The sequence below is a fragment of the Actinoplanes sp. HUAS TT8 genome, from assembly GCF_051380535.1.
In the GTDB taxonomy this organism is placed as follows: Bacteria; Actinomycetota; Actinomycetes; order Mycobacteriales; family Micromonosporaceae; genus Actinoplanes.
The window spans coordinates 9,779,187-9,797,877 of the sequence record NZ_CP195646.1 but is presented as its reverse complement, the minus strand read 5'-3'; the positions used below and the strand labels follow the sequence as shown (position 1 = coordinate 9,797,877).

At 71.3% G+C, this 18,691-nt stretch carries 22 protein-coding genes and 1 pseudogene; 8 read left to right on the top strand and 15 right to left on the bottom strand.

Features of this window, described 5'->3' with window-relative positions; genetic code table 11:
* Window positions 1-177: 177 nt before the first annotated feature.
* On the top strand, window positions 178-849 hold the full coding sequence (locus ACSHV8_RS43625; protein WP_436525946.1) for a CAP domain-containing protein: 672 nt from the start codon (window positions 178-180) through the stop codon (window positions 847-849).
* Here the strand turns inward: ACSHV8_RS43625 and ACSHV8_RS43620 are convergent.
* Window positions 846-1,919 carry a UDP-N-acetylmuramate dehydrogenase gene (locus ACSHV8_RS43620; protein ID WP_436525944.1) on the bottom strand — a complete coding sequence of 358 codons (1,074 nt, stop codon included), beginning with the start codon at window positions 1,917-1,919 and terminating at the stop codon, window positions 846-848. The two genes, ACSHV8_RS43625 and ACSHV8_RS43620, sit on opposite strands and share 4 nt — an antisense overlap.
* Before the next feature lie 61 nt (window positions 1,920-1,980).
* Here ACSHV8_RS43620 and ACSHV8_RS43615 point away from each other — a divergent pair, with 61 nt between their 5' ends.
* From ACSHV8_RS43615 to ACSHV8_RS43605, 3 genes are all read left to right on the top strand, one after another.
* Window positions 1,981-2,742, top strand: coding sequence for a maleylpyruvate isomerase family mycothiol-dependent enzyme (locus ACSHV8_RS43615; RefSeq protein ID WP_436525942.1), 762 nt, complete (start codon window positions 1,981-1,983; stop codon window positions 2,740-2,742).
* A gap of 105 nt (window positions 2,743-2,847) precedes the next feature.
* Window positions 2,848-4,251 (top strand): GH1 family beta-glucosidase, encoded by a 1,404-nt coding sequence (locus ACSHV8_RS43610; RefSeq protein WP_436525940.1) that lies wholly within the window; start codon window positions 2,848-2,850, stop codon window positions 4,249-4,251.
* Window positions 4,252-4,261: 10 nt separating this feature from the next.
* Entirely contained in the window at window positions 4,262-5,275 is a 1,014-nt protein-coding gene (locus ACSHV8_RS43605) for a LacI family DNA-binding transcriptional regulator (RefSeq protein ID WP_436525938.1), read from the top strand.
* A gap of 4 nt (window positions 5,276-5,279) precedes the next feature.
* Here ACSHV8_RS43605 and ACSHV8_RS43600 read toward each other — a convergent pair whose 3' ends face one another.
* The gene (locus tag ACSHV8_RS43600) at window positions 5,280-5,792 is read right to left on the bottom strand and encodes an O-acetyl-ADP-ribose deacetylase (RefSeq protein ID WP_436525936.1); all 513 of its coding nucleotides are present in this window, start codon (window positions 5,790-5,792) and stop codon (window positions 5,280-5,282) included.
* A gap of 81 nt (window positions 5,793-5,873) precedes the next feature.
* Here ACSHV8_RS43600 and ACSHV8_RS43595 point away from each other — a divergent pair, with 81 nt between their 5' ends.
* Together ACSHV8_RS43595 and ACSHV8_RS43590 are read left to right on the top strand one after the other, a co-directional pair.
* The gene (locus ACSHV8_RS43595; RefSeq protein ID WP_436525934.1) at window positions 5,874-6,317 is read left to right on the top strand and encodes a hypothetical protein; all 444 of its coding nucleotides are present in this window, start codon (window positions 5,874-5,876) and stop codon (window positions 6,315-6,317) included.
* 38 nt (window positions 6,318-6,355) lie between these two features.
* Window positions 6,356-7,156 (top strand): EI24 domain-containing protein, encoded by an 801-nt coding sequence (locus ACSHV8_RS43590; protein ID WP_436525932.1) that lies wholly within the window; start codon window positions 6,356-6,358, stop codon window positions 7,154-7,156.
* 399 nt (window positions 7,157-7,555) lie between these two features.
* Here ACSHV8_RS43590 and ACSHV8_RS43585 read toward each other — a convergent pair whose 3' ends face one another.
* The 8 genes and pseudogenes from ACSHV8_RS43585 to ACSHV8_RS43550 form a co-directional block, all read right to left on the bottom strand.
* Window positions 7,556-8,440 (bottom strand): alpha/beta fold hydrolase, encoded by an 885-nt coding sequence (locus tag ACSHV8_RS43585; RefSeq protein ID WP_436525930.1) that lies wholly within the window; start codon window positions 8,438-8,440, stop codon window positions 7,556-7,558.
* Between the two features lie 58 nt (window positions 8,441-8,498).
* Window positions 8,499-8,813 carry a DUF2516 family protein gene (locus ACSHV8_RS43580; RefSeq protein ID WP_436525928.1) on the bottom strand — a complete coding sequence of 105 codons (315 nt, stop codon included), beginning with the start codon at window positions 8,811-8,813 and terminating at the stop codon, window positions 8,499-8,501.
* A gap of 201 nt (window positions 8,814-9,014) precedes the next feature.
* Window positions 9,015-9,524, bottom strand: a complete 510-nt coding sequence (locus tag ACSHV8_RS43575) for a hypothetical protein (protein WP_436525926.1) — start codon at window positions 9,522-9,524, stop codon at window positions 9,015-9,017.
* A gap of 127 nt (window positions 9,525-9,651) precedes the next feature.
* Window positions 9,652-9,994: pseudogene (locus tag ACSHV8_RS43570) on the bottom strand (helix-turn-helix domain-containing protein); the annotation flags it as partial.
* A gap of 79 nt (window positions 9,995-10,073) precedes the next feature.
* Window positions 10,074-11,003 (bottom strand): asparaginase, encoded by a 930-nt coding sequence (locus ACSHV8_RS43565; protein ID WP_436525924.1) that lies wholly within the window; start codon window positions 11,001-11,003, stop codon window positions 10,074-10,076.
* Window positions 11,000-11,731: a 3-keto-5-aminohexanoate cleavage protein gene (locus ACSHV8_RS43560; RefSeq protein ID WP_436525922.1), complete on the bottom strand. Its 732-nt coding sequence runs from the start codon at window positions 11,729-11,731 to the stop codon at window positions 11,000-11,002. The genes ACSHV8_RS43565 and ACSHV8_RS43560 overlap by 4 nt, the downstream gene beginning before the upstream one ends.
* Before the next feature lie 125 nt (window positions 11,732-11,856).
* Window positions 11,857-12,882 carry a CAF17-like 4Fe-4S cluster assembly/insertion protein YgfZ gene (ygfZ, locus tag ACSHV8_RS43555; RefSeq protein ID WP_436537219.1) on the bottom strand — a complete coding sequence of 342 codons (1,026 nt, stop codon included), beginning with the start codon at window positions 12,880-12,882 and terminating at the stop codon, window positions 11,857-11,859.
* An 8-nt stretch (window positions 12,883-12,890) separates the two neighbouring features.
* Window positions 12,891-13,289, bottom strand: a complete 399-nt coding sequence (locus tag ACSHV8_RS43550) for a Fur family transcriptional regulator (protein ID WP_436525920.1) — start codon at window positions 13,287-13,289, stop codon at window positions 12,891-12,893.
* A 55-nt stretch (window positions 13,290-13,344) separates the two neighbouring features.
* Here ACSHV8_RS43550 and ACSHV8_RS43545 point away from each other — a divergent pair, with 55 nt between their 5' ends.
* The gene (locus tag ACSHV8_RS43545) at window positions 13,345-14,079 is read left to right on the top strand and encodes an aminotransferase class IV (protein ID WP_436525918.1); all 735 of its coding nucleotides are present in this window, start codon (window positions 13,345-13,347) and stop codon (window positions 14,077-14,079) included.
* Window positions 14,080-14,239: 160 nt separating this feature from the next.
* Here ACSHV8_RS43545 and ACSHV8_RS43540 read toward each other — a convergent pair whose 3' ends face one another.
* Together ACSHV8_RS43540 and mtfM are read right to left on the bottom strand one after the other, a co-directional pair.
* Window positions 14,240-14,842, bottom strand: coding sequence for an FABP family protein (locus ACSHV8_RS43540; protein WP_436525916.1), 603 nt, complete (start codon window positions 14,840-14,842; stop codon window positions 14,240-14,242).
* Window positions 14,839-14,943 (bottom strand): small membrane protein MtfM, encoded by a 105-nt coding sequence (gene mtfM / locus ACSHV8_RS43535; protein ID WP_275408060.1) that lies wholly within the window; start codon window positions 14,941-14,943, stop codon window positions 14,839-14,841. The genes ACSHV8_RS43540 and mtfM overlap by 4 nt, the downstream gene beginning before the upstream one ends.
* A 14-nt stretch (window positions 14,944-14,957) precedes the next feature.
* Between mtfM and ACSHV8_RS43530 the strand changes: the two genes are divergently transcribed.
* The gene (locus tag ACSHV8_RS43530) at window positions 14,958-15,332 is read left to right on the top strand and encodes a DsrE family protein (protein WP_436525914.1); all 375 of its coding nucleotides are present in this window, start codon (window positions 14,958-14,960) and stop codon (window positions 15,330-15,332) included.
* Here ACSHV8_RS43530 and ACSHV8_RS43525 read toward each other — a convergent pair.
* The 3 genes from ACSHV8_RS43525 to ACSHV8_RS43515 all read right to left on the bottom strand — a co-directional run bounded on the left by ACSHV8_RS43525 (window position 15,326) and on the right by ACSHV8_RS43515 (window position 18,688).
* The gene (locus tag ACSHV8_RS43525) at window positions 15,326-16,183 is read right to left on the bottom strand and encodes a hypothetical protein (protein ID WP_436525912.1); all 858 of its coding nucleotides are present in this window, start codon (window positions 16,181-16,183) and stop codon (window positions 15,326-15,328) included. The genes ACSHV8_RS43530 and ACSHV8_RS43525 overlap by 7 nt on opposite strands.
* Window positions 16,184-16,277: 94 nt before the next feature.
* On the bottom strand, window positions 16,278-16,697 hold the full coding sequence (locus ACSHV8_RS43520; RefSeq protein WP_436525910.1) for an NUDIX hydrolase: 420 nt from the start codon (window positions 16,695-16,697) through the stop codon (window positions 16,278-16,280).
* Window positions 16,694-18,688, bottom strand: coding sequence for an ATP-dependent DNA helicase (locus ACSHV8_RS43515; RefSeq protein ID WP_436525908.1), 1,995 nt, complete (start codon window positions 18,686-18,688; stop codon window positions 16,694-16,696). Before ACSHV8_RS43515 ends, ACSHV8_RS43520 begins: the two co-directional genes overlap by 4 nt.
* Between the last annotated feature and the right edge of the window lie 3 nt (window positions 18,689-18,691).

Below are 18,691 nucleotides of genomic sequence, written 5' to 3'. Positions count from 1 at the left end.
GCCCGGGACCGGGCGGCGCACACGGTCGAGGGACCACGGCCGGCCCGACCATCCCCCCAGGATTTCATTTCCAGTACGACATTTCCGCCATTCCGCGAAAGATGTGACAAGTGGCCAAGTACGGGGTCGGATAACCCTGGTGGACGAATCGCGTCCACACGGATCCGGGAGGAACCCGTGTTCGACAAGGTGGTACGACGTGCCTCCGCACTAGCGGCGGGACCTGTACTGATAGCTCTGCCCGTCGCGCTCTTCGCCCTGCCGCACGCGGTGCACGCCCAGGGGCCGGTCGTCCCGGAACGCCCACCGGGCAACGCCGGCGACGCCGCGAAGCCGACCGAGGTTCCCACTCCGGCGGCGTCACCCGGTTCGGCGACAACGACGTCCACCCCGGAGACGACGATCACGCCGAACCTCGCCGCGATCCCGGCCGGAGCGGCCACTCCGGACCCGGAGAAGGCTCGCGCCCGCAAGCTGATGCACCAGGTGGTCCGTCTGACCAACCGGGAGCGGGTCGCGGCCGGCTGCCCCCAGCTCGGGGTGGACCACGAACTGATCGTGGCGTCGGCCGCGCAGAGCTACTACATGGCCCGGACCCGGCTGTTCAGTCACGTCTGGCGGGACGGCTCGACCTTCGCCATGCGGGCCGAGCGGGCCGGCTATCAGGCGCCGGCCGGCGAGAACATCGCCTGGGGCTACCCGACCGCGGCCGAGGTGATGAAGGCGTGGATGGCCAGCCCCGGACATCGGGCGAACATCCTCAACTGCGGTGCCCGCAAGATGGGCGCGGCCATCGTCTACGCCGCGGACGGCACGCCCTACTACACCCAGACCTTCGGCTGGCGTTAGAGAGCGCAGTTGACCAGTACGGGTTCGGGGTGCAGCTCGATGCCGAACCGGTCTCGCACCCCGTCCCGGATGGTCCGGGCCAGAGCCAGCAGCGCCTCGGTGTCACCGTCGCCGCGGTTGGTCAGCGCCAGCGTGTGCTTGGTGGAGATGGCCACCCGATCGTCGCCGAAGCCCTTCGGGAAACCGGCCCGCTCGATCAGCCACGCCGCCGGGAGCTTCACCGTGCCGTCCTCACCGGGCCAGCCCGGGATCTCACCGCGGGCCGCGGTCACCTCGGCGAAGAACGCGGCCGAGACCACCGGGTTGGTGAAGAACGAGCCCACCGACCAGGTGTCGCGGTCCTCCGGGTCGAGCACCATGCCCTTGCCGGCGCGCAGCTTCAGCACGGTCTCGCGCGTGAGGTCCAGCGGCACCCGGTCGCCGGCCTCGACACCGAGCTGGCGCGCCAGTTCGGCGTACCTGATCGGGGTTGAAAGATCTTCCTTGGTCAGCCGGAAGTCCACGGCGGTGACCAGATAACGGTCGTTGTGCTTGAACACGCTGGACCGGTAGCCGAAGCGGCACTCCTCGGGCGTCATCGCCAGCTGCCGGTCGTCGAGCCGGTCGTAGGCGTGCACCGCCGTGATGGTGTGCGCCACCTCCTGGCCGTAGGCCCCCACGTTCTGGATCGGCGTGGAGCCGGCCGCGCCCGGGATACCGGACAGGCACTCGACGCCCGACCAGCCACTACTCACCGCGTACGCCACGAAGTCGTCCCAGGGTTCGCCGGAGGCGACCCGGACCACCACCTCGCCGGCGCCCTCGGAGACCACCTCGACCCCGCGGTTGCGCAGCAGCAGCACCTCGCCGTCGAAGCCGGCGTCACCGATCACGACGTTGCTGCCGCCGGCCAGGACGAGCAGCGGACGTCCCTCGACCGTGGTCCGCCGCACCGCGGCGATGGCCTCGCCCGTGTCGACAGCGGTGGTCACCGTGCCGGCCGGGCCGCCGAGGCGTAGCGTCGTGTAAGCCGCCAGGATTTGGGAAGTGTCGGTCAGGTGATCGGCGAATGCGTCGGGCACGCCGTTCACCCTAAGCTCATCAGGCGCAAGTGTTGGCACCGGCGGTCCGGCCGAGCGGGAGACGACTTCGATGACCAGGTTGCACGCGACGAAGGACTTCTGGCTGGCGGCTCTGCGCGCCGACGGCCCGGCGCTGTGGGACGCCGTGGCCGAGACCGGACCCGGCGAGCCGATCCCGCAGGTCCCCGACTGGACCACCGCCGACCTCACCTTCCACCTGCTGGACACGCTGCGCCGGGTGCGGGCCACCGTCACGCGCGGGGTGACCGAGCGTCCCGAGGCCGACCCGGCGCCCGAGCCGCGCCCGGAGTGGGACGAGGCACTCGACCAGCTCCGCCGCGAGCTGACCGGGACGATCGAGACGCTGGAGGCGCTCGACCCGGACTTCCCCGCGTGGAACTGGGCGCCCCAGCCGAAACGGGCGGTCTTCTGGGACCGGCGGATCGCGCACGAGATCTCGGTGCACCGCTGGGACGCCGAGGCGGCGGCCGGCCGGCCGACCCCGATCGAGACGAAGCTGGCCACCGACGGGGTGGCCGAGATCCTGGACACCTGGCTGCCGGCCGGCCGGCGTCAGGGTCCGACCGACCTGCACGGCGTGGTGCACCTGGTCGGGACGGATGCCGAGCAGGAGTGGTTCGTCCGGCTGCGCGGTGCGGGTATAGCGCTGCTGGACATCGGAACGATCCTGGACACCGACGATCACCACGCGCGGGCCAAGGCGATGGGCACGACAAGCGATCTTCAGCTGGTGCTGATGGGCCGCAAACGCCCGGACCAGCTGGCCATCAGCGGCGATCCGAGGCTGTTCCAGGCCCTCCGAACCGGCTGACGGCCACTTCACTCCGCAGGCCCGTCCCGGCGCCGGTTCCATCTCGTAAGATGAACCGGTTAAGTTGAGGCGACTGATCATGCGGAACAAGGAAGCGGTGAAGACATGACGGCAACCGTCACGTCCACGTCGGCGCAGCCGGCGCGTGCGGGGATCACCTTCCCCGACGGCTTCGTCTGGGGCGCGGCCACGGCCTCGTACCAGATCGAGGGCGCGGCGCGGGAGGACGGTCGCGGCCCGTCCATCTGGGACACCTTCAGCCGTACGCCGGGAAAGGTGTTCGCCGGCCACACCGGCGACATCGCCTGCGACCACTACCACCGGTACGCCGACGACGTGGCGCTGATGGCCGATCTGGGCCTGGCCTCGTACCGGTTCTCGGTGGCCTGGCCGCGGGTGCGGCCGGACGGTACCGGCCCGGTCAACCTCAAGGGCCTGGACTTCTACGACCGGCTGACCGACGAGCTGCTCGGCAAGGGCATCGAGCCGGTCGTCACGCTCTACCACTGGGACCTTCCGCAGACGCTGGAGGACCGGGGCGGCTGGGCCAACCGGGAGACCGCCGAGGCCTTCGGTGAGTACGCCGAGGTGGTGTACCGGCGCCTCGGCGACCGGGTCGGCACCTGGACCACCCTGAACGAGCCGTGGTGCTCGGCCTACCTCGGCTACGGCTCCGGCATCCACGCCCCGGGCGTGCAGGACCCGGCCAAGGCCCTGGCCGCCGTGCACCACCTGAACCTGGGTCACGGCCTGGCCGCGCAGGCGCTGCGGGCGGCCGGCGCCCGGCGGATCAGCATCACGCTGAACCCGTGCGAGGTCTACCCGGTGGACCCGGAGAACTCGGCCGACCGGGACGCCGCCTGGCTGATCGACGGGCTGGCCAACCGGATCTTCTTCGACCCGCTGCTGCGCGGGGAGTACCCGGCCGACGTGCTGGAGCACATCTCCCGCCTGACCGACCTGTCCTACCTGAAGGACGGCGACCTGGCGGTCATCAACCAGCCGATCGACGTGCTGGGGATCAACTTCTACAACCCGTCGTACGTGTCGGCCAAGCCGGGCGCGCCCGGCGACAAGTCGTACCCGGGCAGCGAGGGCATCGCGTTCCGCCCGCCGGTCGGCCCGGTCACGGACATGAACTGGCCGATCGAGCCGGCCGCCCTCACCCGGCTGCTCACCCGGATCCACAAGGACTACCCGGGCACCCCGCTGATGATCACCGAGAACGGCGCCGCGTTCCCGGAGGGCCCCGGCCCGACCGGCGATGTCGCCGACACCCGCCGGATCGACTACGTCGACGGCCACCTGCGCGCCTGCTACGACGCGCTGGCCGCCGGAGTGGATCTGCGGGGATACTTCCTGTGGTCTCTGATGGACAACTTCGAATGGGCCGAGGGCTACGCGAAGCGCTTCGGTATCGTGCACGTCGACTACACGACGCAGCAGCGGGTGCTCAAGGACAGCGCGAAGTGGTACCGCGAGGTGATCAAGCGCAACGGGCTTTCGTAAGGAGCGATTTGTGACGACGCGGGAGCGGCCCACGCTGGAAGCGGTGGCCAAGCGGGCCGGAGTGTCCCGGGCGACCGTCTCCCGCGTCGTCAACGGCTCCACCACGGTCGCCGTCGCGATCCGGGAGGCGGTCAACCAGGCCGTCGACGAGTTGGGCTACGTGCCGAACCAAGCGGCTCGCAGCCTGGTCACCCAGCGGACCGACTCGATCGCGCTGATCCTGCCCGAGACGGCCAACCGGGTCTTCTCGGACGACCTGTTCTTCCCGGCGATCATCCGCGGTGTCGGCATGGAGCTGGAGGCCGCGGACAAACAGCTCGTGCTGATGATGACCGGCTCCGAGGCCGGCCACCACCGCGTCGAGCGGTACGCGGTCGCCGGCCACGTCGACGGCGTCATGTTCGCCTCCATCCACGGCGCCGACCCGCTGCCCGGCGTGCTGGCCCGCCGCGGCATCCCGGTGATCTGCAGCGGTCGCCCGATGACGGCCGAGCCCCCGGTGCCGTTCGTCGACGTCGACCACGCCGGCGGTGTCGCGGCCGCGGTCCGTCACCTGATCGACGGCGGCCGGCGGCGGATCGCAACGATCGCCGGCCCGCAGGACATGGTCGCCGGCGTCGAACGCCTCGCCGGGTATCGGGACACGCTGCGCGCGGCCGGCCTGCCCGAGTCGATCGCGACCGGCGACTTCACCCGGGAGTCGGGCATCGCCGGGATGCGGGCGCTGCTCGACCGCGATCCGGGCCTGGACGCCGTCTTCGTCGCCTCCGACCTGATGGCGCACGGCGCGCTGCTGGCGCTGCGCGAGGCCGGGCGTTCCGTCCCGTCGGACGTCGCGGTGATCGGCTTCGACGATTTCGACATCAGCCGCTACAGCGATCCGCCGCTGACCACGGTCCGCCAGCCGATCGCCGAGATCGGTCAGACCCTGGCCCGCCAGATGCTCCTGCTGATCAGCGGCGACCCCGACGTGCCGGAATCCCTCGTGCTCCCCACCGAGCTCATAGTCCGCGATTCCGCATGATTTTTCACAAGCCTGCGACGGTACGGGCGGTAGCCGCCACCGCCTCCCCGAAAAGCACGAGGTAGGCCGTCCGCAGGTGCTCGGGCTCGGCGGCCCGCAGCACGTCCAGCGCCTGCCGGACCGCGTCCTCCACCGGCCACCGGTAGACGCCGGCCGAGATCAGCGGAAACGCGATCGTCTCGGCTCCCAGCCCGTCGGCCACCAGCAGCGAGTTGGCGTAGCAGGCCCGCAGCAGCTCGGAGCGATCCTCGGTGTCACTGTGGACCGGCCCGACGGTGTGCACCACCCAGCGGGCCGGCAGCCGCCCGGCCGTGGTGGACACGGCCTGACCGGTGGGGAGCCCGCGCCCGTACTTGGCCGCTCGCAGTTTCCGGGTCTCGGCCAGGATCTCCGGCCCGCCTCGGCGATGAATCGCGCCGTCCACCCCACCCCCGCCGAGCAGCGAGGAGTTGGCCGCGTTGACGATCACGTCCACCCGCTGGGCCGTGATGTCCCCTTCCACCAGTTCGATCTTCATCACACGATTATCACCCGCACGTCTTCTGCGGCTTATGTCCGGAAACCGTAACTTTTCCCGCTCCCGAGCGATGTTCCCAACGTGCGCTTGTCCCCTAAATCCGTTTTTATCGGTGTTCTGGCGATCGGGTTTCCGTTCGCCGTCGTGGTCGGCTGGGCGCTGGGCACACCCGTCGCACGAACCGCCGCCGCCCCGGAGACCGGAGGCGCCGGCGGCAGCGACGGCCTCGGCGTAGCCCCCGCCCGAACCCACACCACCACCGGTTACACCGGGCACTCCCCGGCCGGCGACCCCGCCCCGGTCGTGGTGATCAGCAGCACCGTGATCACCAAGACGGTCACGGTTCCGGTCACGGCACCCCCGGCGACCGTACCCACCTCGTCGCCGCCACCGATCCTGGGCATGCCCCCGGTACCCACACCCACGCAGATCACCGGGCCGCCCGACCCCACACCGACCCCGTCCGACAGCGTCGCCCCGAGCACCAGCGCCGAACCCTCGGCCACGGCCAGCTCGAATTCCTGATAGGGGAAACAGGACAGGCACCACTAAGCTCGCGGGGCGTGAAGGAAGATCCGAATCGGCCGCTGACCGCCGTTCGTCAATTCGCCGTCGGCGCCGGCCTGCTCGGCCGCGGCCTCGGCCTGGTCCTGCGCAGCCCCCGGCTGCTCGGCCTCGGCCTGCTCCCAGCGCTGATCTCCGGGGTGATCTACACGATCGCCCTGGTCCTGCTCCTGCGCTTCCTGCCCGACCTCTCGGCCAAGGTCACCTGGTTCGCCGACGACTGGTCCGGCTTCTGGCGCGACTTCGTCGAAGTCCTGGCCGGCGCCGGCCTGGTCGGCCTGGCCCTCCTGCTCGGCATCCTCACCTTCACCGCGGTCACCCTGCTGATCGGCGACCCGTTCTACGAACGCATCTCCGAACTGGTCGAGGACCGTTTCGGTGGCGTACCGGACGCGGTCGAGGTCGGCTTCTGGAGCTCCCTGCGCCGCAGCCTGGCCGACTCGATCCGCCTGATCGCCCTCTCCATCCTGGCCGGCATCCCCCTGTTCCTGCTCGGCTTCCTCCCACTGGTCGGCCAAACCGTCATCCCGGTCCTGGCCGCCGCCGTCGGCGGCTGGCTGCTCGCCCTCGAACTCACCGGCGTCCCGTTCCAACGCCGCGGCCAGCGCCTCCGCCACCGCCGCGTCGCCCTCGCCGCCAACGTGCCCCTCACCCTCGGCTTCGGCGTCGCGGTCTTCTGCGCCTTCCTCATCCCCCTCGGCGCCATCCTCCTCATGCCCGCCGCCATCGCCGGCGCGACCCTTCTCGCCCGCCGAGTCCTCGGCAAACCCATCGACATCACGACGGTGAACTCCCTGTAGCGCCCCCGCCGCGCAGCCCCACTCACCCCGCAGCCCGGCTCACGCCCGCGGCACTCACCCACGGTGTCGCTCCCAGCCACCAGCTCGAAAACCTCAGCTGGCACCCACGGTCGACCTCGGAGCCCGAACCCAGCCACCAGCACCAGCCCGACAGGCCCAGCTGGCACTCACGGTCGCCTACGCCGCCCAAACCCAGCCGCCAGCGCCGGCTCGACGGGCTCGGCTGGTTCTCATGGCTGTTTCGGGGGTGCCGGGTCAGCGGTGGGTTACGGCTGGCGGGTCGCCCTCACCACAGGGCCCACCCGCCCCCAAGGGGGCCGCCCTTGCTTCCATTGTCGCGGAAAACCGGAAGATCACGTGCCTGGCCTGTGGATAACCGGCCAGTGTGGATAACCCGGATCAGGCGTTCAGGAAGGCGGATACTCGATCGCGAAGGTCGTTGCGGTTGGTCCAGAGGACGGCCGGGCGGTCGTAGATGTGCAGGTCCGCCCCGAGCAGCTCGGCCAGCCGCTCGGCCCAGGCGGCCGGGTGGATCTCGTCGTCCCGGCAGCCGAGGACCAGGGCGCGGCCACGAAACGCTCTGAGGAGGGAGTCGTCGGGAACCGCCGGGGCGGTCCAGAGCGTCGCGAGTTCGGGGGCCAGGCCGTCACGCTGGAGTTGTTCGACGCGCTGCCGGAGGTAGCTCCAGCCGGCCGGGGTGTTGCGGACCGACGGGGGCAGTTCGGCCTCGACCGCGTTGGCGATCATCGCGGCTTCGCCGGATTCGACGGAGGCGAGCAGCCGGTCGAGGCGCTGAATGGCGGCCTCGGGGCGTTGGCCGTCGAGCGGGGCCGGGAGGTAGAGGACGACGCGTTCGAAGCGGTCCGGCGTCTCGGCGAGCAGGCGGCACAGCGCGCCCGCGCCCATGCTGACGCCGAGCGCCCGGGTCGCGCCGGCCAGGTCGGATACGCCACGCAGGTCGGCGGCCAGGTCCCCGAAGCTCCACGGGCCGGGCGGCACGTCGGAGCGGCCATGGCCACGGAACTGGAAGAAGGTGCGGCGGCCGACGACTCCGCTACCGAGCGGGCGGGTGCCGACGATGTCCCCGGCCAGGCCGTGGGCGAAGACCGTCATGGGTTCGCCGGTGCCGGTGATCAGCTGCTCGATCCGTACGCCGGAAGGGAGAGTGACCACCTCGGTCGCCGCACCCGGCAGCGTAGGGCGACCCGATCGCGGCCCGGTCTGGTCGGCGCGCTGCAGGCGCGGACCGCCGTCGGGTGGCGGAGGGCCGAAGCGTCCCCTCACACCCGACCTACCGAAACCACACGAACCGCCGCGCCCGCTCCCACAACCGGCGCCAGGGTCACCAGAAGCCCTTGCCGTCGGCGATGTCGCGCAAGCCGGGGCGTACGTCAAGCAGGTAGATCATCGAGGCCGCGATCCCGACCAGACCGAAAATGCCCAGTGCGGAACTCCCCCACCAGGTCAGGAGGCCACACAAGCCGATGATCACAGCCCACGCACCCTTGGGCAGGGTGCCGAGCGCCTGGAAGGCCGCACCGCGCTGGGTCAGGCAGTGGACGAACGCGACGGTTTCCAGGATCAGTGCCAGGAGCAGAATCACCTGCTCGGTGTAGTACCGAACATCGTCGAAGAAGATCGGCGCGGAGAGAGCCATGCCGGGAAGTCTATGCCGCGTCCCGCGACAACGCCGGGCCCCGCCGATCATGTCGCAAAGCCGGTCCCGCAACGAACGCCGTGGAGGGAACGCGAAACGGCCGCCCCGCGGGGGACGGCCGTTCGCGTAAAGAACTGAGGAAGCAGGGGACGGCCGCTCGCGCAAAAAGTGGAGAGCGGGAGACGGCCGCGCCTGGGCTTGTTACTCGCCCGGCTTCGGGGCCGGGGTCGCCTTGGCCCGCTTGCGCGGCTTCGGGGCGGCCTCGGCCGACTCCACGGCCTTGGCCTCGTCGATCGCGGCCTCGACGGCCTTCGGCGCCTCGGTGGCCTCGATGTCGGCGTTCACCACCTCGGCGGACTCGACGATGCCGGTGCCGACGACCTTCTCGCCGCGAGCGACGAGGGCGGTGTACGCGGCGACGGCCCGCTCCTGGGCGATCTGCGCGAACGCGGTGGCCGCGGTCTGCGCGTTGGTGCGCAGCGCGTCGAAGTCGGTCCCGGCCGCCTTCTTCTGCAGCTCACCGGCCTGGACGGCGGCCTTTTTCTGCAACTCGCCGGCCTGCACGTTGGCCGTCCGCAGCGAGGCGACAGCGCGGTCGCTCAGCTCGGTCAGCACGGCCGGCAGCTTACGAAGCTGCTGGTAGGCGAGGTCACCGGCGCCGGCCGCGGCGTACAGCGGGGTCGGGATCTTGGTCTTGGTCTGCTCGGTCATTTCGTCTCCTCGGCGATCGGGGTGGTCCGGGGCGCGCCGCTCTCTTCCGCGAGCAGGGCCTGTTTCAACAGCTCCTCCTCTTCCGAGGGGTCTGTCACGGGCGCCGGCTCCTGGGGAACGGGCGCGTTCCGAGCGTTCTCGTTGCGGAACGTCTCGTAGATCTGCGTCAGGGACTGCTTCTGCGCGATCGTGAGCTCCGGGTCGACCGCGATGGCGGCCAGCACTCCCTGCTGGCCTTCGCCATCGAGCAGTCCGGCCCGCAAATACATCGCGGGCGTCGACACACGCAAGGCGCTGGCGATTTGCTGCAGCACCTCGGCGCTCGGTTTACGCAGGCCACGCTCGATCTGGCTGAGGTAGGGGTTGCTCACCCCGGCCTTGTCGGCGAGCTGCCGCAGCGAGATCTTCGCGGTCTGCCTCAGGTCGCGGATGAAGGTTCCGATGTCCTGGGGCAGGTCCTTGTTGGCCATGTCCCGAAGTTAGCGCGCCCTGCTAGCTCTTGCAAGCAAAGTGCTAACAAGAGCTAGCGTGAGTCATCCCACACGGGCGTTAGGCGAACCGGACCGCGCGAACCTCGCCGACCGGCTGTCCGCCGCCCAGCACCGGCTCCGTCAGGTCGGGTGTCGACACCCCGAGGCGCCGCAACGCCTCGATCAGCACCGGCACCCGGGCCCGCATCGCCCCGTCGGAGATCTTCACCGCGACCCCGCCGACCGACGGCACGGCCGCCGCCACCACCCCGTCGGCCCCGCTCTTCATCAGCAGCCCGGGAACCGCGCCCATCAGTACGGTGTCCGGCGCCCCGGTCCCGGCCACCAGCTCCGGATGCGCCCGCATGGCGTCGGCCACCCGCCGCTCGGGCGTGCCCGGCTCGGCCTCGACCAGCCGCTGGAAGGCCCGGGCCAGCCCGATCGGCGTGACGGCCAGGACCGGGGCACCGCAGCCGTCCACGCCGACGGCCGCGATCGGCTCCTCGGTGAGTTCGCTCACCGCGTCGGCCAGCGCGACCTGCAGAGGGTGCCGAGGATCCAGGTACGTGCCCAGGTCCCACCCGTTCACCACGCAGGTCGCCAGCATCCCGGCGTGCTTGCCCGAGCAGTTCATCAGGATCCGCTCCGGGCCGCCCCCACCCCGCAGCCACGCGTCACGCGCCTGCTCGCCGTGCGGGAGCTGGGCCGGGCAGCCGAGCGCTTCCGGCCCGAGCCCGGCCGCGGCCAGGATGCCGAGCACCCGATCCACGTGAAACGGCTCGGCATCGTGACTGGCACTGATCATGGCGAGGTCGGTCTCCTCGCGCGGCACGAGACCGCTGCGCAGCATCCCGACCGTCTGCAACGGCTTGTTGGACGAGCGCGGGAAGAACGGCTGACCGATCTCGCCCACGCCCGACTTGTCGCTGAAGGCGATGATCCCGTGGTGCACGCTCTCGACGAACCCGGAGCGGACCACCTCGGCGACGACAACGCTGCTGCTGCTCATCGGGCCGGAACCCCCAGCAGCTCGCGCGCCTGGGCCGGGGTCAGCGGCGTGCGCTGGGCCAGCTGGGCGAACCCGACCGCGCGGGCCACCAGCTGCATGTTCGACTCGACGAGACGACTCCTGTCGTACCGGATGGTGTCCTCCGATCCGACCCGCAGGTGACCGCCGGTCGCCAGTGAGGTCAGCAGAACCGGGATCGTGGCGGTCTCGACGCCGGTCGCTGAGAACGTGGTCCCGGGCGGCAGGTCGCGGATCGCCTGCTCGCACGCGACGAGCGCGGCCGCCGTGCCGGGCATCCCGCCGGGCGCGCCCAGCACCAGGTCCAGGTGAACGTGCCCGCCGAACGGCAGCCCGTGCTCGTCGAGCAGTCGCCGCAGGCCGGCGAACTGACCCAGGTCGGTGATCTCGTACGTCGCAACGACTCCGCTCGCCCGCAGCCGGGTGTGCGACGCGGCATCAACCGCGCACGTTGCCATCTCCACGCCGTCCACCGCGCGGCCGGACGCGAGCTGAACGATCAGCCCGGTCGACTCGCGCAGCGCGTCCACGGTCCGCCGCCCGTCCGCGTCCCGCAGGTGCACACGGATCATCGAGGCGCCGAGCGCCTCGCACTCCTTCGCGGTCGCGACCAGCTCGTCCAGGGTCTCTGGCCGAGCCGGCACGTCCGTCCTGTCGCTCTCCGCGCCGGTCGGGGCGACGGTGATCAAGGTCCCGGTCATGCCGGTCATCCTGCCATCGGGCTTCCGGCACCGAAAACCAAAACCGCTTTCGCCGTACGGCGGAAGCAGGCCCCCACAAGCAGCCAGCCACCGACCGCCCTCAAGCGCCGGCCACGCCGCCCCTCAGCCGCCGATCAGGCGTCGATCGCCGCCGCCGACTCACCCACGGTCAACCGCGCGTCGTCGGCCACGTTCCGCTTGAGCACGGCCAGCGCGACCATCCCCAACTCGTGATGCCGCACCGCGGTCCCGACAAAACCGACCGCCCGCCCGTCCAACTCCACGGGCGTGCCGTGCACCGGCGGGTGGTCGGTGGCGATCCCGTCCAGGTGCAGCATGACCAGGCGGCGCGGCGGCCGGCCGAGGTGATGCACCCGGGCGATCGTCTCCTGCCCCCGGTAGCAACCCTTGTCCAGGTGCACGGCGGCCGCCTGGAAGTCGGCCTCGGCGGGGATCGTCTTGTGGTCGGTCTCGTGACCCAGGCGCGGGCTGCGGGCGGCGACGCGGATCGCCTCGTAAGCCCACAGGCCGGCGCGGGGCACGCCGAGCTTCTCGATCACGGAAGTCTTCGCTTGGCGGGGCACCAGCAGGTCCACACCGAGCGGGACGCGGCGAGCCAGGCCGCCCTCAAAAGTCCGTACCGAATAAATGGCCGTGGCCTCGGGTGGCACGGACCCGGCGGCGAACTTCGGACCCGGCACCGCGCCCACCCGGGGTGCCGCCAGGTCGGGGAACAGGTCGGCCGCGGCCGGCCCGACCAGGGAGAGCACCGCGATCTCGCCCGTCGCCTCGCGCGGCTCGACCTGGGTGAAGAAGCGCATCATCTCCAGATACTTCAAAAGGCCGGCGCCGGCCCCGGGCTCGGTGTCGAGCCAGGCCGTCGTCCCGTCCTCGGTCACGAAGGCGTGCTGCTCCACGTGCCCGTGCGGGGAGAGAACCAGCAGCTCACTGGCCTCGCCGCTGGAGAGCGCGGAAAGATGCTGCGTGGTCAGCGTGTGCAGCCAGCTCGCCCGCTCCGGACCCGGAACGGCGATGACGTCCCGATTCGACCGATCGACCAGGCCGACCGCGGTCTCCAGGAGCCGCTGCTCCTTCATCGGGTCGCCGAAGTGCGCGGGAACGCCCGCGTCGGCCGAACTGGGGTCGAGATCCTCGACCATGACGACGGTCACTCCGACTCCTTGCACTTGCCACAAACCCCGAACAGCGAGACGTGCCCCACATCGACCCGGAAATCCCGCTCGGCCAGCAGCTGATCACAGACCGGGCGCAGCACGGCCGGATCCATCTCCTCGATCGAGCCACAGGACCGGCACACCAGATGGACGTGCTGATGCTCCCCGGCCGCGTGATAGGTCGGCGAACCGTGCGAGAGATGGGTGTGATTGACCAGGCCGAGCTCTTCCAGCAGCTCCAGCGTCCGATACACAGTGGTGATGTTGACTCCGGCGACCCGCTCGCGGACCGCGTTGTGCACCGACTCGGGGGTCGCGTGGCCGAGCTCGTGCACTGCTTCCAGGATCAGCTGGCGCTGCGGGGTGAGCCGCAGGCCGCGCTCTCGAAGCATGGCGGCAAGCGAAGTGGCGGACACCCCACGAGCATAGTTCGCTAGTTTCACGTTGATGAACGAGCAGATCCTGGTGTCCCCCGCCGATCTTCTGGGGGACGGGGTGTTCGAGACCCTGCATCTGCGCCCGTCCGGGCCGTGGCTGCTGGCCGAGCACCTCGCGCGCCTGACCCGGTCGGCGGCGCTGCTCGACCTGCCAGTTTTTGAACCGCCCGATCTGTCGCGCTTTATCGGACAAGTCGGTGCGATGAGAATCATCTACACGCGGAACCTGCTGCACGTCGGCGTCACCGAAATCCCCGCCCAAGTGCTGCGCGAACGCCACGACGGAATCCGGGTGCTCAGCGCCGACCTCGGCGTCACCGTCACACGCCGCCCGCCGTGGTCGCTGTCCGCCGCCAAGTCACTCTCCTACGCGAGCAACTTCGCGGCCCGCCGCTGGGCGGCGCGACATCAAGCTGACGACGTGGTCTGGCTCTCCAGCGAGGGGTACGTCCTGGAAGGCCCCACATCGTCGGTGGTGTGGCTGGCCGGCGACGAACTGTGCACCGTCCCGTGGGAACAGGCACCCATCCTGCCCGGGATCACCGCGGCGCACCTGCTGTCGCTGGCGCCGACGGTCGGGCTGCGCCCGGTCGAGCGGATGGTGACGCTGCCGGAACTGGCCGCGGCCGACGCGATCTGGCTGGCGTCGTCGCTGCGCGGGCTGGCCGAGGTGGTTGCGCTGGACGGGGAGGCCCGGGAGCGCTCGCCGTGGACTCCCCGGCTGTTGACCTTGCTCGGCTTCTAACTCGACAGCCCCCACCGCACCACAGGGGGGCGATCCCACGACCATTATCGCGCGAATCCCCAAGATCACGCTCGCGCGCCGTCCCCGCCTGTGGACAACCCCAGATTGTGGATAACCCACCGGGGAGCCGACAACCCGGCTCCCCGGCAAAAACCCCTGCTCAGCCGCCGATGCGAAGCAGCCGCGCCGACATGTGCGGCGTCAGCTCACTGTTGTCGATGGAGATCTCGTGCGCGTAGAGCAGCGCCCCCTCGACCACCCCGAACAGCCGATGCCCACCGGTCACGTGCAGCCCGGACGGCGTGTACGCCACCGCGTCCGTCCCCATCTCCAGCCGCGTGGTGGCGGCCTTCCCCAGGTACAGCTCGGCGACCCCGTCCGGCCGGATCATGGTCGCTTCCATCTCGTCCCCGGGCCGCCCGTCGACGAGCACGGGCCGCCAGAAGCCGGACTCGGTGAGCGCCTGCCCGATCGGCTGCGACTCGTCGTCGAGCAGCCAGGCCCGCGATTCGAAGCGCAGGAAGTCTCGCCCGTCGTGGCTGAGCCGGATCTCCTGGGCGAAGTTGAAGTCCTCCTCGGCCGGGAAGCCGCCCTGCCCGCGCCCACGCCACAGGCCGATGAACGGCAGCAGCCCGAGCAGCGACGGGTGCAGGTCCGGCCCGACCCGCAGGTCGTGCGTGTCCTCGTAGGGGTAGGCGCCGACCGGAGGGGCGTTGAGCCACGGTGGCGGGCCCAGTGGGTTTTCCGTCTCGCCGTCGCTCACCAACGCCCCCTCGAAATACGCATCGCCAGATAGCCGAAACCGCCCGCCAGCGCGCCCATCCCGGCGACCAGCAGGCTCACGAACCCGATCTCTGTAACCATGACCGGCCCATCTTATGCTGGCCGGTATGGCACGTTTGCTGGTCGTCAAGGCCACCGCCGGCGCGGACGCCCCGGAACGCTGCAACCAGGCTTTCAACGTGGCGACGACCGCGGTCACGGCCGGGGTCGACGTGTCGTTCTGGCTGACCGGCGAGTCCACGTGGTTCGCCCTGCCCGGCCGCGCCGCCGAGTTCGAGCTGCCGCATGCCGCGCCGCTCCCCGACCTGATCGAGGTCCTGCTGGAGGCCGGCCGGATCACGGCGTGCACCCAGTGCGCGGCCCGCCGCGACATCGGCCCCGATGACGTCCTCCCGGGCATCCGCATCGCCGGCGCCGCCGTCTTCGTCGAGGAGATCATGACCGAGGGCGCGCAGGCCCTCGTCTACTGAGCGCAGGTGGTGGTCACGCTGACCTGCAGGTTTTCCCCGTTGTCATCAACGACAACAGATTCCGAGCCTTTCCCGTACGCCCATCCGCCCGCCCCCGACCACACCGGCGTCGCGCCGGCCGGAACCCCGCGCGGCCCGTCCCCGCTCGCCCCGCCCGTCGCCTGATAGGTCGCCGCGACCCCGCCCCCGGGACACGCCACCACCTGCGTCGACACTGCGGCGCCGGCCCGCCCGCCGAGCGCCGCCAGGGTCTCCCCCAGCGCTGTCGGCGCCACTCCCGCCGCCGGGTCACTCCCGAGTTCCTCGGACAACCCGCCCGAGTCGTTCCCGCGGGGCACCGTTCCGGGCCGGCAGCCGGTCGCTACCGAGAGCGTCAGCACCTGATCGTCGGCCTGTCCTTCGGCCTCGACCGCGATGAAGTCCCCCGCGTCCCCGAAGAGCGACAGCTTCGTTCCCACCCGGGCCGCCACCACGCCGGCCCGATACTCCTTGGGCAGCGCCGCCGCGACCCGCTCCAACGCTTCCTGGGCTCGCCCCTGCGGCACATAGAGGTACACGTCCCGCCCGGCCTCCACCCCGTCCCGCACCGGCGTGAGTTCGCAGCTGTCGGCCCGAACTGCCCCGATCCGCACCGCCCACGGCGCCCCGTCGGCCGGAGTCGAACTGGGCGCGGCCACCCCTTGCGCCACCGCCCGATCCACGGCCGCCAGCAGCACCCCGGCCGCCTTCCGCAGCGCCGGCATCGCCTGCCCGACACTGCGCTGCTCCGGCACGGTCGCCGGATCATTCCGGATCGACCACCACGACAGCAGCGCCAGCACCACGATCCACGCGCCCACGACAGCACTCACCCACCGCCGGCGCCGCTTCGGAGCCGGCGCGGGCGGCCCATACCAAACCCCCGGCCCCGTCACGGCAGCCATCGTGACACGCCCACCGCACCGGTCACGCGGAGGCGACGGCGGAATCGTATTGCGGGGAGGCGAGGAAGCGGGCGATGACCTCGGCGCTGCCCGGGGTGAACGGGCGGTCCAGTACCTCCGCCGCCGGGATGAAGAGCATCGCGGCGCCCTCGCCGAGGATCACGTCGGCCTGGGCAGCGGTCGTACGGCCGTGGAAGTAGTGCTTGATCCGGCCCTCGGCGGGCAGCTCCTGGCGTTCGAAGAGCAACAGTTCCCCGTCGGCCCGCAGGCCGGTCTCCTCCAGCAGCTCGCGGGCCGCCGCCTCGACCGGGGTCTCGCCGGGCTCGATGGCCCCGCCGGGCAGGCCCCACACGTTCGGGTAGGCGGGGGCCTGATCGTCGCGCAGCTGCAGCAGCAGGGAGCCGTCGGCCGCGACCAGGAACGTGCAGGCGATCAGCTTCACTCGACCGATCCCAGCCGTTTCAGGGCGCCGAGCGCCACGTCCGAGTTGGTGGTGTACCAGAACGGGGGCAGCGAGTTGCGCAGGAACGTCCCGTAGCCCCGGGCGGTCTCCAGCCGGGAGTCGAGGACCGCGACCACGCCTTTGTCGCCGGTCGACCGGATGAGCCGGCCGACGCCCTGGGCCAGGCGGATCGCCGCGATGGGGACGCTGACCGCCGCGAAGCCGGAGCCGCCGGTGGCGTCGACCGCGGCCGAGCGGGCCGCGGCCAGCGGCTCGTCCGGGCGGGGGAACGGCAGCCGGTCGATGACGACGAGCTGGCACGCGTCGCCGGGCACGTCGACGCCCTGCCAGAGGGACATGACGCCGAACAGGCAGCTCGACTTCTCCTCCCGGAATTTGCGGACCAGGATCGGCAGGGTCTCGTCGCCCTGGAGCAGGATCGGCAGGTCGGTCTTGGCGCGCAGCAGCTCGGCCGCCTGGGTGGCCGCCTTGCGGGAGGAGAAGAGGCCGAGGGTGCGCCCGCCGAGCGCCTCGACCAGTTTGAGCAGTTCCTGGCCGGCGGCGTCGGGCAGACCGGACGCGGCCGGGCGGGGCAGGTGCGCCGCCACGTACAGAATGCCCTGTTTGGGGTAGTCGAACGGGGAGCCGACGTCGAGTGACGTCCAGCCGTCGCCGGTGCTGTCGGTGCCGGAGACGGGCAGGCCGAGCGAGCGGGCGACGGTGTCGAAGCGGCCGCCCAGCGTCAGTGTGGCCGACGCGGCCACGACCGTGCGGTCCTCGTAGAGCGCCTGGGACAGCGTGCCGGCGACCGACAGCGGGGCCACGACGAGCGCTCGGCGGCCGGCGCCGATCTCCGACTTCTCGACCCAGGCGACGTCGAAGTCGTCCTCTTCGAGCAGCCGCTGAGCGGTTGCCGACAGCTCGTCGAGGACGGCTTTGGCCTGCTGTTTCCGTACGGGATCGGGGTCGTCGCTCTTGATGTCGCCGATCGCGGTGAGACCGGCCCGGGTCGCCGTTTCGAGCAGCGTGACGGCTTGCCGCAGCGGGTCGGGCAGGCCGTCGGTGAGCCGCCCGGCCGGCACGTCGGCCAGACCGACGGTGAGCGCGTCGGCCGCCTCGGCCAGCGACTCGGCGGCGGCCTGCGGGATCAGGGTGCGGGCGCGGCGGGAGGCCCGCTCGATCGACTCGGGGGTGAGCTCGGCCTGGGACGCCGAGGAGACCCGCTCGGCCAGCTCGTGGGCCTCGTCGACGACGAGCAGCTTGTGCGGCGGGATGATGTGCCGGTCGGCGATCATGTCGACGGCGAGCAGGCTGTGGTTGGTGACCACGATGTCGGCCTCGCGGGCCCGCACCCGGGACGCCTCGGCGAAGCACTCCTGGCCGTAGGGGCAGCGGGCGGCGCCGACACAGTCGCGCGCCGGCATGGAGACCGAGCGCCAGGCCGCGTCCTCGACGCCCGGGTCGAGCTCGTCGCGGTCACCGGTCTGGGTCTTCTCGGCCCAGCTCCGGATCCGGACGACCTGTTTGCCGAGCCGCCCGGCCTCGCCCAGCCACTGGCCGGCCTTGGGCGCGGGCGCGTCGTCGAAGAGCGTGTCGGTCGGCGCCTGCTCGTCGACGTGCTCCAGCTTGGCCGCGCACAGGTAGTGATGCCGGCCCTTGAGCACGGCGAACGTCGGCTTGCGCCCGAGCACCGGCTCGACCGCGGCGGCCAGCCGGGGCAGGTCGTGCTCGACCAGCTGGTTCTGCAGGGCGAGGGTGGCGGTGGAGACGACGACCGGGCCCTCGACGAGCAGGGCCGGGGTCAGATATCCGAGGCTCTTGCCGGTGCCCGTGCCGGCCTGCACGAGCAGGTGCTCACGGTCCTTGATGGCCTTGTCGATCGCCGCCACCATGGCCTGCTGACCTGGGCGGGCGGACCCACCGGGGACGGCTCCGACCGCGGCGGCGAGGAGTTGCTCGGCGGTCGCCTTCTTCTTGGTTGCTGCGGGCACGCA